Below are 17271 nucleotides of genomic sequence, written 5' to 3' on the forward strand. Positions count from 1 at the left end.
TGAGCGTTTAAAGGCCACAAAAACAAGAATAAGGATGTTTGATGAAATTTACTGAAGCCAAATTAGAACAAGCGGTGGTTGAGTTGTTAGGCGAGCAAGGCTACCCGCATTTATTGGGCGGTGAGCTTACCCGCAATAATAGTGAGGTATTAATTAAAGACGACTTACGTGCTTTTTTAACCAAGCGTTATGGTAAAAATAATATTACAACGGGTGAAGTAGACTCAATAATTGCAAAGCTTGAAAAGCTGCCTGCCAGTGACTTATACGAGAGTAATAAAACCTTTTGTAAGTGGCTAAGTGATGGCTTTTTACTTACACGCGAGCGCGGCAGGGTTGCAGGCAGTGCAGCGCAAAAAGATTTGTATGTTCAGCTGCTTGATTACGACAACGTTGAGCAAGGCATTAAAAGTAGCCTAATAGCAGGCAGTGCTATGGCTGCTTTGGATAATGTGAATGAAGCCAGCGTTACTTACCTGCAAGACGACAATATTTACCGGTTTGTTACTCAGTTAGAAATAGAAAGCCCCACAAGCTACGACAATATTGAACTGCGTATTCCCGATGGCATTTTATATGTGAATGGCTTGCCGTTGGTGGTGTTTGAATTTAAAAGCGCAATACGCGAGCAAGCACCTATATTTGAAGCCTATGAGCAGTTAACTGTTCGCTATAGGCGCGCTATTCCGCAGTTATTTGTGTTTAATACCTTGTGTGTTATTAGCGATGGCGTAAACAATAAAATGGGTAACTTATTTGCGCCGTACCAGTTTTTTTACTCATGGGGAAAAGTAACGGGGCAAGAGCTCACAGCGCAAGAGGGGATTAATTCGTTACATACCTTATTGCAGGGCTTGTTTGATAAAGCGCGCTTGCGCGATGTAATGCGAAATTTTGTATTCTTCCCCGACTCTGATAATAAAAACGCCGGTAAAAAAAAGATAAAAATTGTGCCGCGTTACCCGCAATATTATGCGGCTAATAAACTGTTCGAAAATATAAAGCGGCATTTAAAGCCACAAGGCGATGGTAAAGGCGGTACGTACTTTGGCGCAACGGGGTGTGGCAAAAGTTACACCATGCAATTTTTAACACGCTTGTTGATGAAAAGTGTTGAGCTTAAAAGCCCCACCATTATTTTAATTACCGACCGAACCGATTTAGACGATCAACTTTCGCAGCAGTTTGGTAATGCAAAAACCTACATTGGCGATGATACGGTAAAAACAGTTACCAGCCGTACTCACTTACGTGAGTTATTAGAGGGCCGTAATAGTGGCGGGGTATTTTTAACAACTATTCATAAGTTTACCGAAGATACCCAGTTATTAACTGACCGCACTAACGTTATTTGTATTTCTGATGAGGCGCATCGTAGCCAAGTAAATCTTGATCAAAAAATTACCATTACCGAAAAGGGGGTAAAAAAGACCTTTGGTTTTGCTAAATACCTGCACGATTCACTGCCAAACGCTACCTATGTTGGTTTTACAGGCACGCCAGTGGATGCGACTTTAGATGTGTTTGGTGAAGTGGTTGACTCGTACACCATGACTGAGTCGGTTAAAGATGAAATAACCGTACGCATTGTGTACGAAGGCCGCGCCGCCAAGGTGTGTTTAAACAATAGCAAGCTGGCCGAAATTGAAGCTTATTACAAAGAATGTGCCGATGCAGGCAGTAACGAGCTGCAAATAGAAGACAGTAAAAAAGCCACCGCCAACATGAATAGCATTTTAGGCGATCCTGACCGCATACGTGTATTAGCAAGGGACTTTGTTGAACATTACGAAAAACGCGTTGAGGAAGGTTCTACGGTTGCAGGAAAGGCGATGTTTGTGTGTAGCTCGCGTGGCATTGCCTATCAGCTGTATCAAGAGTTAGAAGAACTGCGCCCACAGTGGTTTGATGTAGTAGATACTGATGACGCGCAAACACTATCAGATACCGAGCGAAAGCGCGCTATTAGCGAGGGCCGTATTGCAGCCCCGTCTGAAAAAGTAAAAATGGTGATGACCCGTGGCAAAGACGACGTTGAACGCTTATATAATTTACTTGGCAGTAAAGACGAACGTAAAGAGCTTGATAAGCAATTTAAAAACAAAAACTCAAACTTTAAAATAGCCATAGTGGTCGATATGTGGCTAACCGGTTTTGATGTGCCATTTTTAGATACGATGTACATAGATAAGCCATTGCAAAAGCACAGCTTAATACAAACTATTTCGCGGGTTAATCGCCAGTTTGAAGGCAAAGATAAAGGCCTAGTGGTTGATTACATTGGTATTAAATCTGAAATGAATAAAGCGTTAGCGCAGTATTCAAAAACAGACGAAACTAATTTTGAAGATATTACCGCCTCGGTCATTGAAGTAAAAAACCACTTGGCGTTACTTGCCCAGTTATTTCATAAATTTGACAGCAGCCCCTACTTTACAGGCGAAGCCGTTGCCCAGCTAAACTGTTTAAACCACGCCGCCGAGTTTGCAATGATTACCGAAAAACGCCAAAAGCGCTTTATGGATTTAGTTAAGCGTTTAAAAGCCGCTTACGATGTATGTTGCGGTAGTGAAAAAATAAACGAAAACGAGCGTAACCACATTCACTTTTACCTCGCCATTCGCTCTATTATTTACAAGCTAACCAAAGGCGAAGCGCCCGATACCGCGCAAATGAACGCCAAAGTGCGTGAAATGATAAGCGAGGCCCTGCAAAGCGACGGCGTAGAAGAAGTATTTAAACTCGGCAATGAAGACGGCGGCGAAATCGACATTTTTAATGACGACTACATCGCCAAAATAGAAAAAATAAAACTCCCCAACACCAAAATAAAAATACTGCAACAAATGCTAGCTAAAGCCATTGGCGAGCTTAAAAAAGTAAACCAAACCCAAGGTATCGATTTTACTAAACGCTTTGAATCTCTGGTACAGCGCTACAACGAACGAAAAGAAGATGACGTATTGGTAAGTAGTGTACTTGATGAATTTTCTGACAGCATGGTTGATATGATTTACAGCGTACGCGACGAAATGAACGCCGGCGACGAGCTAGGCATTGATATTGAAGAAAAAGGCTTTTACGACGCATTAAAAGCACTCGCCGTTAAATACGACTTTGACTATCCCGAAGATAAGCTAATAGAGCTCGCCCAAGCGGTAAAGGTAATTGTAGATGACAAGGTAAAATTTGTAGATTGGAATAACCGTGACGACATTAAATCATCGCTCAAAGTAGAGCTGATTTTAATACTCGCTAAATTTAAATACCCACCAATCAGCCGCGATGAAGTTTATAAAGAAATATTTGAGCAAGCGCAAAGTTTTAAAGTAAACCAAGGAATATAACTTGTTATGGTTATAAGTATCTTTAATTAAAGGAATCAGCTAGGTAATGAATTCATCAATTAGAAAAATAATACTAGATTTAATTATTGCTACAGAAGGGTCTTTTGATTTTGCCAATAACAGGGATGAAGGGTTTATTCCATTCTTAAATGAGATATGGGATCTAAAGTTAATGCCGTCTGAGGACAGCAGATTTAAAGATGCTGAAGGAGACATAATTCAGCATACAATCAATAATGACGATTGGGACAATCATGAACTATTTGAACAACGTTTAAAGCTTCTTGATGACGAAACTAAATTTATAAAATTCTTAGAAGTTTTTTTACTGCCAAAGTATCAAACCTCTCCTGAGCAGACTTACTATTTTATTGAGAAAATTAACGGTATTTTAGAAAGTGAAGATATAGCCCTTGCTACTATAAGTTATGAAGGTGATTACCCTGTTCTCGAGTTAATGGATAAAGATACTCTAGACAGACCAAGTGATGTCCCAATTAATAAAATCCCTTTTTATGTAGTCGCATATCCAAACATGAGAATAGGTCGTTATGTCAATACTTTAGAGGTTGATAATGAAAAACCAAGTAAATATTTTCTTCTAATAGCAGATAATTGGGATGACTATTCACATGAAACTTCGTTTGGATTAGTTCTTTTTAATAACAACGAAAAAGTAGATTTGGGGTTTGTTAAAATAGCTAGTAATAAAAATAACTATACAATACAAGCTCTACCGTCTGAGTTTTTTTCTTTAGGTGAAGAGTTCGTTTCACTTGGACAAGATGAAGATTATTATAAGAACTTAAATAAAATTTTTGAGAAAGCAATTTCATCTGTGCTTTACTCATTAAGAGATGCGGCTTTTTTTACCGAAATTTCAGAAGAGTTTGAAAACACAAATGTGTTTAAACAGTCTCTAACTAGAGATGATGAAGCTGAAAGAATACATAGAACAGCAAAGCCAATGATTTATGGTTCTGATTTAAATAACTTATATTCCTTTACATATAAATTTTATCCTAAATATGCCGATTCATGTATTGATGTCCCTTTTAACTTTTCGACAGAGAGTCTTTTACCAAAAAGAATGATTGCCTTGATAGGCAAAAATGGTGCTGGGAAAACACAATTACTTACCACTTTACCTTTAGAAATAGCAAAGGAAAAAAGCGAACTTTTAAGCCCTCACAAACCGATTTATAGTAAAATTATAGCCGTTTCTTATAGCACATTTGATAATTTTGAATTACCAAAAAAGACATCAAATTTTAATTATATTTATTGTGGTTTAAGGGATGAAAAAGGGGGTCTCAGAAGTAAGAAAGGTCAGTTGCACAAATTCCATCATACGTGGAAAAGAATAACTACTCTTGGCCGATTAGAAAAGTGGAAAAAAGTTATATCTAATTTTTTAGAACCTGAGTTGATAGATCTATTTATTAAACTTGATCCTGTAGATAGTGACAAACTTTACTTTGATGCGCATGGGTTTAGTAAAGCTAGAGAGTCACTAAGTTCAGGTCAATCTATTGTTCTTTTTGTAGTTTCTGAAATCGTAGCGAATATTAGACTTGATAGTTTACTGTTATTTGATGAGCCTGAAACTCATCTTCACCCAAATGCTATTAGTCAACTAATGAACGGCATAGCAGAGCTTATTAATGAATTTGAATCTTATTGTGTTATTGCCACACACTCACCAATTATTATCCAAGAGATGTTTTCTCGAGACGTCTTAATTATCTCGAGGGAAGAAAATGTACCTTCGATCAATAAAATTGGTGTTGAATCATTTGGGGAAAACCTCTCAGTAATTACGGAGGAAGTTTTTGGTAATAGATCAATCCCTAAATTTTATGAAACAACGATGAAAAAGCTAGTAAGGCGTTATAAAACATACGATAAGGTACTGGAAATATTAAAAGAAGATAATTTACCGCTAAGTTTAAACGTACGATTGTACCTTCAGGTTTTGGTTGAAAATAATGCTAAAAATTAGAGCTTATGAAGAAGATACCTTTTCTTTTTACCAGGATATTGTTAAGTCTAAAAATAAGACAAAAATGAAACCTGATATTAAGAAAGAGTTAGCAGCCATCTCTGATACTCAATCACAATACTTTGAAGATTACGATAATGCATTTGATATGGACTCTTTAGCTTTAATGCAGGGCATGCCATACAGTGAGAATGATAAAGTTAATTTAAAGTCTTTATATAATTATAGAAATAAAAGAATTCAAGCCTTAAAAAATACACTTACTACACACCCTCATCATAGAGAGCATATTTTTAGTACTTGTCAAAACTGCACTATAAATGATGTTGACTCAATGGATCATGTACTAGGTCAGACGGAATTCCCAGAGTATTCTGTTCACCCTAAAAACTTATTTCCATGTTGTAGTGATTGTAATAGAAAAAAATCAGATAAATTTGTTGATGATAATGGCTCACAGTTATTTTTAAATTTGTTTATAGATGACTTACCCAAATCACATTATCTTAAAGTAAGATTTGAAGCCAATTGGATGCCAAGGTTCTATTTAGAGCAGCCTGACGATGTGACTGATGATGTGTTTAATCTAATTAAAAATCATTATGAGCATCTAGATCTATTGGAAAGATTTAGAGGTAAAGGCGGTGAAATTATTAATAACTTAAAAGCTATTATTAAGGGGTATAAAGGACTTGAAGTTAATATAGAGGATAAAATTAATGAACAATGTACGGAACTGGAAACCTACTTAGGATACAACCATCGGCAGGTAGTTATATACCGTGCACTAGGTGCTTCAGAAAATTTCATTCAATATTGTATAACTTAACCGGAATGGGACAGCATATACATTTCAAATAGGGGAGAGCATTCAGCTTTTAACTTAATATTTTTCGCAAATTCTATTATTTTATAGATTTTTCGTATATCCCTATTATTACGTATTAACGATTATTAAAAAATTAGAATCCATTTGGTTATCGTTCATTATAGTTGTTGTAAAATAAGTACATAGATTAGGAAAATTGAGGTACACAATGTGTATCTCAATTTAAAGTATAACTCATTGTTAAAATTCAAAAAAATAATTAGTACACAGTAATCACTATATATAATGTCTAGTATTGGACATAAATAGATTCTATTATTTTGTAATTATATACTTGCTAGTTATAAATGTTATTTAAGGAAAATTCATGAAAAGATTTATTTTGCTAAGTATGCTCGTATTTACACTCGCGCTCACAGGTTGTGCAACAACAGGCAGCGCCTCACCAAGCGAAAAACGTGCATTAGTGCATAGCATGGAATCAAATACATTAAGTAAACTTTACGCGATAAAACCAGATGTTAAAAAGCAAATTGCTAACTCTGCAGGTTATGCTGTTTTTGATAATGCCAACGTCAATGTTGTTTTAGCTAGTTTTGGTGGTGGTTATGGTGTTATTAAAAATAACCTAACGGGTAAATCTACATACATGAATATGGGCGAAGCCGGTTTAGGCCTAGGTTTAGGTGTTAAAGACTTTAACGTTGTTATGGTTTTTCATAACCAAGCGGCACTAAACAGATTTATTGAACACGGTTGGGCATTTGGCGGAAACGCAGATGCAGCAGCTAAATATAAAGAAAAAGGCGGTGCATTAGTTGCCGAAGCAATAGCAGACCAAGTTACTGTGTATTCTTTGACCGAAAGCGGCCTTGCACTACAAGCAGTATTAAAAGGTACTAAGTTTTGGGTCGACTCCGAGCTTAATTAACCCCTAAATTACTCTCCTAAAAGCGAGCTGATTTGAATAATCACCCTCGCTTTCTTTTAAATAAGTCAATTTAACATAACGTAATTTATGGGCTTAAATGTTATTTATCTTTTATGTTATGCTTATGATCATCGTTAACTAATATATTAAAAATATGAAATTGGTCAAGTATTTACCTGAAGCTGCTCTTGATAGTTTCTTAGAAGACCCATGCTTAAGATTAACGCCAAGTAAATGCTTTGAAGATACTTCTGAATTTGGCACGCAATCTGACGAATTAAAAAATAATCCTAAGCTAACAAAAGCTATGAATATGCATGGAGTTGTTTCTTTAACTAAAAGTGAAACAACTTCTTTAATGTGGACTGACTATGCTAATAATCATAAAGGCTTTTCATTTGTACTTGAGGTAGATGATTCTGATATTATTGGTTCTCTTTTTCATGTAAATCCAGTGGTGGATACTAGTTTATATATTGCTAAAAATATTCAATATTATATTGATTTAAAATCCTTTTCAGATTCTTCTAACCCTAATGGAATATATAATCATTATCAATTTCAAAAGCATATTTCATTTTTAGCTGAAGATGAGTTTAGATTAGTACTACCTTTTTACTATGTTGATATAATAAAAATACATCATTCGCTCTTTGAGTCAGATTCATTTTTTAAGAATCTAAACTTAGAGTTTACATATGATGGTTTTATGTTTTATTGCTGTGATTTCAAAATACCATACAACCAGATAGTTGATATAAAAGCATTTCAAAGGTATAAAATTTGGAGTTATTCATTTGATAAAGGTAATCAGGTTATTTTTCTTAAAAGAATCGATTTTCATATGGGCTCAATTGGTCACTCAGCTGCTATTAGAAAGCTGATACTTGGAAATGATTTTGATTTGAAAAATTTCACATCCAATATAAAGACCTTTCGTAATTATGATTTTTTCAGACGTCGTTTTATTTCTAGTCCCCCCGGTGTCACGCATAGAAAGCTGAAAAATATATTTAAAATTGTCAATAATGATAGCTATTTGACTTATGAAAGTGTGGATCATACGTTTATATAACGTCTTTAAGTATTTATATATTCGTCAAACGCCTGAGCCAATTTCTCAGTTTCACTAAAAACGGTATTCCAATATTTAATGCGTGTGTCGGCATCTAGATCGGTAAAATCATTTCTATCTGGAATTTTTCCGTAAGGTAAGCCTGCTATAAATTCTTTTGATGGCGTGATCATCACCACGTTATCGTAATTAAGTGGTGATACTTTACGTTTTAAATTTTTATCAAACCACCCTGCTTTTGGGTCGCTATTAAAGTGTGGATATAAAATGAGTCCTGGGTTGTTAATTTTTAAATCAAAGTGGTAGTCAATAATTCCGCCATCGCGATACATGCCAAGCGGTGAACCGGAAATATTTTTAATCCCTTGCATAACTAAAGGTATAGAACCCGATGCAAGTAATGCATCTTTTAAATTATTTTGGGTAAGCGCTATTTTTTGTGTTTTAAAATTATAGCTGTCGGTAATTGATAAGTCGCTTGTTGCGGGGCCAAATATAAAACGCTCATATTGCGATCCTAAATATTTTCGGTTTACTCGATTAAGCATATAACTTTTTGATAAACCCATAAGCTGTAATAATTTATTTTCACTGGCTATAAATCCATTCGATTTTGCCACTATAAAATGTGCTTTAAATACGGGGTTATTTATGATTTCAGCCACGCCGTTATTGCCAAAAACATCTTCAAGCAGTACGCGGGCTTTTAATGTTATTTCTGCGGGGGTAGGTTTATTACTAGAATAGCGAGTTTGCGAATACGATGTGGCTAAACGTTCAATGGCTGCCACCGGATCATTTTGCGCAAAACACCCGGCACGAAATGCACCGGCCGAGGAGCCAATTAAATTAAGTGGTTGGCTATGGTTTTTAAAAAACTCACCAAATATATACTTGTCTAAGCCAAACAAGGTAAACCATTTTGGCCCGCCGCTGGCACCTAAAAATGAGCTGAATAATTCGGGTTTAAACCCCTGTTCGTTTAGTATTTTTGCAGCAGTTTTGCCTGCGTAAATTTCAATCATAAATACTTAATAGATTTTAAGGTTACTATAACATCAACGTCCGTTTTTAATAAAAACACTATTTGGCAATTCCAGACCAAATAGCTTTTTGCTTCTTTTTGATTCTTGTCTTTTAAATCTATTTTTGAGTTGATCATTAATCATAAATTCAAACTGATCAAAATATTCAGGTTTTTCATCATTCCAAAGTATATATCTCTTATCTACTATCTTTTTAAATAATTGAAAGTAACACCAAAATGATTCAATATTTTCTGCTTCTCTCATCTTTTTAAACCAAATTTTTGACCAAAAATTTCTCTTATAGACATATTTTGCTGCATTATATGCGTAATTTGTTAAGCCTTTTGTATCCTCAAAATTTTCGAGTACCTTATCATTGAATTCATTCTGATCTGAAAAACCCGTAACCATTATCCCTCTGGCAATTTCTGATGGTGCTTTTACATTTATTTTTATTTTTATTTTTACATAATCTTCAATTAAAGCTTGATTGTTAAAATATAATGCATTTAAAACTTCTGTAGCGGAGTTTTTCAAGTTAGTTGTCGCATCAAGTTAAATTTTATGCCGCCCGCACTTCTTCTTTTTTCTCCGGATTTAAATTTACTTCATTGATCATTGTCCAATCTCTAGACTTTCCTGACCAACGACTTGGATTCTGTAATTTCGCCATTTCATTTACCTGATGACGTTTCGCTAGTATCGCTTTATCTAACCCTAAATGACGCTGATTTGGCGTGACAAACTTAATACCGCTGTGTAAGTGTTCATCGTTGTACCAATTTACAAACCCGTTAACCCATTTCCTTGCGCTCGCGATATCTTCGAAGGCTTTTTCAGGGTATTCCGGGCGATACTTTAACGTCTTGAATAACGATTCAGAATAAGGGTTATCATTACTCACAGACGGTCGGCTAAATGAAGGAACAATACCTAACTCCTGCAATGTCGCTAATAACGTTGCCCCTTTCATTGGACTGCCATTATCCGAGTGCAACGTGACTTGCTCAGGCTTTACCTGCTCTCGCCTGCAAATATCTACCATTAAATCAGCCGCCAGTGTGCTTAGCTGTGTGTCATGAACCTGCCAACCAACTATTTTTCGACTATAAATATCCATCACTAAATATAAGTATAAAAACTGACCTTTAACAGCTGTTGGCAAATACGTGATATCCCATGTATAAATTTCGTTTACACGTGTTGCCCTGAGTGCTTTTGGCTTTTTTATCTTTTTATTTGGTTTAACTTTTTCTCTGTGTGTTAATAATTCATGTGATTTCATAACGCGATAAAACGAGCTTTCTGATGCTATCCACACACCTTTATCCAATAGTTTAGGGACTATCTTGCTGGGTGGTAAATGCCCATATTCTATTGAATTAACAGTCTTAATTATACGCTGTTGCTCTAATTCAGTTAGCCTGTTTGGTGGTCGCTTTATCGTACTTGTTCGCTTATCTGTCATATCATCAGCTTCAATCCAGCGTTGAATTGTTCTTGCCGTTAGACCAAGTAACTCACATGCTTTTTCTTGCCTTGCCCCTGATTTCTGCGCGTCGGTAATGAGCTTTATCAATTCATGACGCTCAGTTGAGCTGGTTAATCGTCCTCGTTGAAACCCCAGAGCGCATCGGCTTTTTTTTTGAGTACAAGTAAGGCGGCTGTTTCTGCTAACGCTTTGTCTTTACGATTAAGCTCTTTTTGAAGCTGCTTAATTTCTTGTTTGAGCTGTTTACTGTCTGATTTTACGGGCTTCGTTGAGGGCCCTTTAGCAAAATCTTGCTTCCATTGTTTAATATGATGCGGGTAAAGCCCCTTAGCGCGGCAATATTCATTAAGAGCTGCTTCATCTAAACTCGCACATTCAATAATGGCGTTAAGCCTTTCTTCTAAGCTCCAGTCATGAGGGCGTTTTTCTGTTGTCATGTGACTACCATTATTTTTAGTTTCAAGTTCATGGTTTTTAGCAAGCGTGATCCATCGTTGCAAGGTTGAATAACCGATGCCTAAATCAAACGCAATATCTTCTAGGCGAACATCATCACATTGAGATAATGCTTTTTCAACAGCTTGAACTTTAAATTCTTGTGTAAATCGACGTCTCATTTTATCTGCCTCTATTAAAAGTTAGAGGCGACAACTATCCTGACACAGGGGGGTAGCCAACTCATCATCTGTTAAACATTCATCCAATATCCTGTATTTTAATTCTTTAGCATAACTGTTATCTAACCTCCATAATACAGAAGAGAACAGATTCATTTTCGTTATGCCGTAGTACTGTACGATCCAAGGTGATGATTCTTTAAGTAATTCGAGTAATACTAAAGTTTTTTCATAATCTTCATTCCTTATCGCGAAAGAAAATTTCAATATGAAATTATAATAAAGTTTAATCTCACTGTCATTTAAGTTTATGAATAGATCAAACCAATCATTAATAATTTCATTGTTAATTTTAACAATACGTTCTAGTGAAATATCATCTATCTCATCTATAATCACATTAAATAATTTTTCGTCAAAACCTTCTTTTATACTTGAAAAAGTGTCAGAGGCCTCTTTTTGATTTTGTTTATACTCCTCAATAGATTCTTCTTTGAAAAAGCTTTCAATTTTATCAACTTCGTTAAGGTGTCTTTTATTTTTACTAATACTATATCTTTTTGGCTCAAAGGCATCATTATCTTCAAGGTCTAATTCTAATTTGATATCATTAAATTTTTCTAGAAATTGAGGGTTCAACTTATTTTTTAGCGCCTTGTCTAACTCACTTGAAATAAACTTAATGTTTTTAGTATCTAAAAACCTCACGGCTAAACCGTAAAATTGTTTATCTATTCTATTAAATAAAACTTCACATCCTATATAATTTAATTTAAATGACTGCACCAATGAATTTGATAGATTCCATTTTATCTTATTTACATCAGTTTTTAAGCTACTTACAGCTAAATTACTATCAATGACAAGAAACAATAAAGGTTTAGATTTTGTAGATGCAGACAAGGCGCAAATTTCAGATTTTGTTTTATAGTCATTTAGAGTCCAAGCCCATTTAATCAAATCTAACATTTCATTACTCAAATTAGACTTTGTAAATCTAAGGTAAATAAGTAACAAATATATTTTATTTTTATTTTTATTTTTTTCTTCTAAGATAACACTACAAATTTCATTTAATAATTTTTCATCTGGTTTTTTTAGTACAGATAGAAGCTCTAATGTCATGTTTTCCATCATATCATTAGAAATAAAAAATAAGGCCTGCTCACTTGAACTCATTTTAGGAAAAGCTAGTTTCAGCAAAAGATTACTAGTCCACCAGCTATCCGTTCCAGCTTCACTCAACTGATTGATAGAAAGGTATTTATCAATGATTTTTTTTCTAAGTTCTTTATCAATTAAAAAGCTATGATTAGATGAAAAGAATAAACCTTGCCGTAGCTCTTCCCCCTCTCTTTTCAATGATTCAGCTATTATCTCTTTATACTTATTTATCGCTATTATAGGTTCAAACCTACATAATCCATTTGCAGAGTACGCGATAGCATGGTCTTCAGTATCCGAATATCTCGAAGTTGCAATATTTTTATTATCTATATTTTTTATTTTTTTTATTGTTAAGTTAATATTTTCAGGTCGCAATGATTTTGGGTCACACGGATCGCTAGCACAATAGCTCTCGATAAGCCTCCACCCTTTATTTAATCCTATATCCGATCTTAATTTTTTATAGAGCCCCTCTGAATACATACCACTTTCATGGTCACTCAATGCATTTAGTATATCGACCAATGCCCACTTGCCTGTTTTGGAAACAGTATCATGCTCAAGGTTTTCTAGGTGTTTTATAAATTCAATTTTTGTTAATTCCCAATCGATATTATTGAATCTTATTAAGTTTTTAAAATCAGATGATGATGAAGATACGTAATTTGAATTTAATGATTGTGAAAACTTCCAATGAAATAAATTTGATACATATTTCCTTAAAGGTTTTCCAGCTAATAATGTAAAAACTAAACTTGATAGTTCTGAGGAGTCAAATGAATCATTTTGTAACTGGTACGAAAGTATTTCTTTCTCATAATCTGATAATTGGTTAACTTTTTCATCAATCTTTTTCTGTGTTTTATTAATATCTTTTTTATCAAATGCGGAAAGTTCAGGCGATAAAGAGTAAAATCGTAAAGATTCTAAAACTCCTTCCTCAATTTTTTCCCAGTAATTATCACTTCTAGATAGATGAATAAGTACAATTTGAAGCCATTCAAAATTTTGGTTTTTCCCTACATTCTGCAACACAAATTTTGCTGCTTGAAAAAAAACCTCAGGCTTTTCCTTCGCTGCTCTATAAAACACACTGAAATCTTTATAATTAATGTTTTGTATTTCAGTAAAACAAGACACTAAGTTAATCAATATTTCTTCAGGGCATTTATCATCGATTGAAGCAATTGTAATTGCAGCCATCACTACATCCGCCGTATTATCAAGGGCTTGTATTGGTTCAATTATTGTCATCAATCTTTCATAAAGGCTTCTATTATTTCTTAATGCTTTTCTTAAGTTACTTATAATTGCAAAGCCTAAAGCTAAAGTTACCCCATCCTCTTTTAAATAATAACTAGTTGGTTCATCTTCTAATATTTCGTAGAACCTTCCATCAACAACTTTTTCAAGCTCATTTTCGAATATCTTTAAGTCATCTTTTTGACCAGTTTGTATTCGCTTTTGTATTTCATTTGCATCTGAAACTAAACCTTGTGCAAATACATCAAATGGTCTCTGCTCGATAGCATCTCGTTCCATTGTTCTTATATGTTCAATAAGTAATCTACTGACACTTAATTCTTTTAGGTCTTCAATTTTTTCCTTAGTTAATAAGTCTAAAGAAATACTTAATAATCTTGGGTTACATAATGAGCTTGCTACTTTTTCATTTAGTTGTTTAACTTTTATATCTTTTAAAGAAAGAATCGTATCCCTCTCAGCAACTGTCCACTCAGGTATTTCAATTTCTTTAACTGGTGATTCGATTCTATTTTTAATGAAGCTATCAAAATATGGTTTTCTTGTTGATACAAAAATACTGACATTAAGTTTTTTGGTTTCTATATATATAGTATCTATGATTACTGCCCAATCATTTTTTGGAATCTGATTTATGCCGTCTATCAAGATAACAATTTTTTTATTCAAATTTTCCGATGATTCAGATTCCTCCCACTGCTCTACTAAGCGTTCCCACCTATTCGTCGAAACATTAGATAACTTGGAATCAGTTTGTTTAATTAACTTCTGTATTAGTAGACTTTTAAAATCATTAACATTGGACTTTGTACTAAACTCTTGTGGTGAAAAAAAGAGTAAAATCGGTTTGTCTTCCTGATGTAACCATGTTTGTGCTAAAATCCAAGATTTACCAGCTCCCTCTTTTCCTTTTAATACTATAACCTGATTCGTTTTGTTACCTTTGAAATGCTGCTCGACTTTGCTTATTAAGGTAGGTCTTGTGATTACGCTGCTTCTTTGATTTGCATTCGGACATATTGGTTGTCCAAAATGAACTTTAGCTTCTGCTCTATCTGAAAATTTTGATTCCATCCAAGCCTCATTTGCTTGCCTCGCAAACGAATAACTTAAATGAGGGACTTCTAATTCTGATTTTATTCTTTTTATTATATTAGGTTGTAATTTCGATGATTTTATAGCGCTTAGCGCTGGTGAGAGGGTTTCTAGAAGAGAGGCATCACATTTTGAGTTATTTCTAATGAATTCCTCAGCGATTTCACTACACTCAGCTATGACAGCACCTAATTTTGGTAATGAGTTACTAGAATAGTCTAAAACAAATACAAAAAAACCATCACTCTCAGACACTTTTCTTATATCGTCTATTAGCTGGGTTTTAATTGATGCTGTAGACGCTAATACCCAAAGATCTATTTCACGATGATTAATTTTAAAATCTGTTATTTTAGCTAGAACACTTTCTCGACTCGGTGAACTATCATACCTTTTGCACTCAAAACAAACAGGATCACCTCTAAATGATGCTTTCCCATCGAGTCCAAACTGTGAGCCGCTACCAGCCAATCTAAATGAAATCCCAGTAATAGAGTAAAGAATCTTAGCTATCAGTCCCTCGAATCCTTCACTACCACTGTGATCTAATTTCAAAAGGATATTTTTTAAGTTGGTAAGATGTTTTTCTAAATTTGCGTCCATGTATTTATTCTTAATAATTCGTAAACCAGTGAGTTACTTATAGCATTTTTAAAGGTTTTTTTAATTAATTTGATTTGTCAAAGTCACATTGTCGGTGTTTAGCTTTACAAAGTAAACCACTTTGGCCCGCCGCTGGCACCTAAAAATGAGCTGAATAATTCGGGTTTAAACCCCTGTTCGTTTATTATTTTTGCAGCAGTTTTACCTGCGTAAATGTTGATCATCTAAAAATTTAGCCTATAAAATCTGTGTTTAATTGCGCTGCTTATTTCTATTTAATGGTATATATTTGTTACTTACTTTGTATATAACCAGACTAAAAATAGAATAATTATGCAAAAGTAAAAACGGTTTTATGCTGCCATAAAACCGTTTATTAATGCTAAAAGTGACTTAAAATACGTTAACTAGTCCCAAATTCCGGTTTCACATTTACCCTGTACTTTTACATCATTTACTTTAAATTCGGGCTCTAAGCCTTTTTCGCGTTGCGTATGATAATCGCGAGTAACCGCTAATATTGTTGGGGTTAGCAATATAATAGCGATAACGTTAACCACTGTCATTAAACCTAAAGCAATATCGGCTAAATCCCATACTTGCTTTAATGTGGCCGACGCGCCCCACAACATCATTGATAAATAAAGCAAAGTATAAATACCACGACCCATTTTGTTATCGAGTTTAAATAAGTGCAAGTTACTTTCTGCGTAAGCATAGTTGGCTACTACAGACGTAAAGGCAAACAAGGTAATAGCGGCTGCTACAAAGTACACACCCCCTTGCGCTAAATGAGCGGTCATGGCGCTTTGCGTTAAACGTATACCTTCCATTTCGCCGCTTATGTCTATATCGGCAAGTAAAATAATAACCGCAGTACAACTACACAATACTATGGTGTCGAAAAACACCCCTAACATTTGAATGTAGCCCTGTGTTACCGGATGATTAGGCAGTGGGCTTGCACTGGCTGAAGCATGTGGCACACTGCCCGCGCCCGCTTCGTTTGAATAAAGGCCACGTTGAATACCATTTTTTATTGCTGCGCCCATCGCGCCTGCACCTGCTTCTTGCAGCCCAAATGCTGATAAAAATATATCTTTAAGCATAGCAGGCACTTGGGTAAAGTTTATTAAGGTAATAATAACTGCAACAAGCACAAACACTATGCCCATTACCGGTACTACGCGCTCAGCAAAGCGGGCGATTGCTTTAAAACCACCCACAATAATAGAGCCGGCTAACACAGTGATCACTAATCCAGAGTAAAAAGTGGGAATTTCGAAGGCAAAATTAAGTGCATCGGTAATGGTGTTGGTTTGCATGGCGCTAAAGGTAAAGCCGTAACCTAAAAATAAGCACAGTGCAAAAGTAATAGCGAAGGCTCGATTACCTAATCCTTGTTGAATATAATACGCAGGGCCGCCTCTAAACTCGCCTTGGCTGTCGCGCACTTTATATACTTGACCTAATACACTTTCGGCAAAGCCTGTGGCCATGCCTAATATGGCAATAACCCACATCCAAAAAATGGCACCACTACCACCTAATGATATAGCAACGGCAACACCTGCTAAGTTACCCGTGCCTACCCGCGCACATAAACCAGTACACAGCGCTTGAAATGATGATATGTCGCCTTTTTTACATTTGCTGCTGCCTTTTAGTAAACTAAACATATGTTTAAATTTAAGTATTTGAATGGCTTTTAAACGCACCGAAAACCAAATACCAGCAAACAATAAAATGTAAATGAGGACTTGGCCCTCTCCCCATAAAATACCATTTACACTTTTTACTACGGTATCGAACATTGCTAATT

The 17271-nt window shown here is 35.1% G+C and carries 10 protein-coding genes and 1 pseudogene; 5 read left to right on the forward strand and 6 right to left on the reverse strand.

What is annotated here, in order from left to right; translation table 11 throughout:
- Positions 1 to 41: 41 nt before the first annotated feature.
- The 5 genes from I6F41_RS00355 (at position 42) to I6F41_RS00375 (ending at position 8184) form a co-directional block, all read left to right on the forward strand.
- Positions 42 to 3347, forward strand: a complete 3306-nt coding sequence (locus I6F41_RS00355) for a type I restriction endonuclease subunit R (RefSeq protein WP_197107461.1) — start codon at positions 42 to 44, stop codon at positions 3345 to 3347.
- A 46-nt stretch (positions 3348 to 3393) separates the two neighbouring features.
- Positions 3394 to 5349, forward strand: a complete 1956-nt coding sequence (locus I6F41_RS00360) for an AAA family ATPase (protein WP_197107462.1) — start codon at positions 3394 to 3396, stop codon at positions 5347 to 5349.
- Positions 5336 to 6178 carry a hypothetical protein gene (locus I6F41_RS00365; protein WP_197107463.1) on the forward strand — a complete coding sequence of 281 codons (843 nt, stop codon included), beginning with the start codon at positions 5336 to 5338 and terminating at the stop codon, positions 6176 to 6178. Before I6F41_RS00360 ends, I6F41_RS00365 begins: the two co-directional genes overlap by 14 nt.
- A 367-nt stretch (positions 6179 to 6545) precedes the next feature.
- Positions 6546 to 7109: a YSC84-related protein gene (locus I6F41_RS00370; RefSeq protein ID WP_182684433.1), complete on the forward strand. Its 564-nt coding sequence runs from the start codon at positions 6546 to 6548 to the stop codon at positions 7107 to 7109.
- 154 nt (positions 7110 to 7263) lie between these two features.
- A complete protein-coding gene (locus tag I6F41_RS00375) occupies positions 7264 to 8184 on the forward strand; it encodes a DUF2971 domain-containing protein (protein ID WP_197107464.1) in 921 nt (306 codons plus the stop codon).
- Positions 8185 to 8189: 5 nt separating this feature from the next.
- On the opposite strand, the gene I6F41_RS00380 is transcribed toward I6F41_RS00375, so the two are convergent.
- The 6 genes and pseudogenes from I6F41_RS00380 to I6F41_RS00400 all read right to left on the reverse strand — a co-directional run bounded on the left by I6F41_RS00380 (position 8190) and on the right by I6F41_RS00400 (position 17263).
- On the reverse strand, positions 8190 to 9209 hold the full coding sequence (locus I6F41_RS00380; protein ID WP_197107465.1) for a patatin-like phospholipase family protein: 1020 nt from the start codon (positions 9207 to 9209) through the stop codon (positions 8190 to 8192).
- Between the two features lie 33 nt (positions 9210 to 9242).
- Positions 9243 to 9749, reverse strand: a complete 507-nt coding sequence (locus tag I6F41_RS00385) for a hypothetical protein (protein WP_197107466.1) — start codon at positions 9747 to 9749, stop codon at positions 9243 to 9245.
- A gap of 25 nt (positions 9750 to 9774) precedes the next feature.
- Positions 9775 to 11321, reverse strand: a protein-coding gene (locus I6F41_RS00390; protein ID WP_197107467.1) for an IS3 family transposase whose coding sequence is annotated in 2 segments (ribosomal slippage) — positions 9775 to 10862 and positions 10862 to 11321 — 1548 coding nt in all. Because the reading frame shifts where the segments join, the coding sequence is not laid out codon by codon here.
- 21 nt (positions 11322 to 11342) lie between these two features.
- The gene (locus I6F41_RS00395; protein WP_197107468.1) at positions 11343 to 15449 is read right to left on the reverse strand and encodes a hypothetical protein; all 4107 of its coding nucleotides are present in this window, start codon (positions 15447 to 15449) and stop codon (positions 11343 to 11345) included.
- A 107-nt stretch (positions 15450 to 15556) separates the two neighbouring features.
- Positions 15557 to 15673 (reverse strand): annotated as a pseudogene (locus I6F41_RS17980) (patatin-like phospholipase family protein); the annotation flags it as partial.
- Between the two features lie 183 nt (positions 15674 to 15856).
- A complete protein-coding gene (locus tag I6F41_RS00400; RefSeq protein WP_011330168.1) occupies positions 15857 to 17263 on the reverse strand; it encodes an alanine/glycine:cation symporter family protein in 1407 nt (468 codons plus the stop codon).
- Positions 17264 to 17271: the final 8 nt, after the last annotated feature.

Source organism: Pseudoalteromonas sp. SCQQ13, assembly GCF_015864415.1.
Classification (GTDB): Bacteria; Pseudomonadota; Gammaproteobacteria; order Enterobacterales; family Alteromonadaceae; genus Pseudoalteromonas; species Pseudoalteromonas nigrifaciens.

Excerpts from the sequence above, each read along its gene's own strand:
- I6F41_RS00355 (WP_197107461.1), top strand. The coding sequence starts at position 42 with ATGAAATTTACTGAAGCCAAATTAGAACAAGCGGTGGTTGAGTTGTTA.
- I6F41_RS00360 (WP_197107462.1), top strand. The coding sequence starts at position 3,394 with ATGAATTCATCAATTAGAAAAATAATACTAGATTTAATTATTGCTACA.
- I6F41_RS00365 (WP_197107463.1), top strand. The coding sequence starts at position 5,336 with ATGCTAAAAATTAGAGCTTATGAAGAAGATACCTTTTCTTTTTACCAG.
- I6F41_RS00370 (WP_182684433.1), top strand. The coding sequence starts at position 6,546 with ATGAAAAGATTTATTTTGCTAAGTATGCTCGTATTTACACTCGCGCTC.
- I6F41_RS00375 (WP_197107464.1), top strand. The coding sequence starts at position 7,264 with ATGAAATTGGTCAAGTATTTACCTGAAGCTGCTCTTGATAGTTTCTTA.
- I6F41_RS00380 (WP_197107465.1), bottom strand. The coding sequence starts at position 9,209 with ATGATTGAAATTTACGCAGGCAAAACTGCTGCAAAAATACTAAACGAA.
- I6F41_RS00395 (WP_197107468.1), bottom strand. The coding sequence starts at position 15,449 with ATGGACGCAAATTTAGAAAAACATCTTACCAACTTAAAAAATATCCTT.
- I6F41_RS00400 (WP_011330168.1), bottom strand. The coding sequence starts at position 17,263 with ATGTTCGATACCGTAGTAAAAAGTGTAAATGGTATTTTATGGGGAGAG.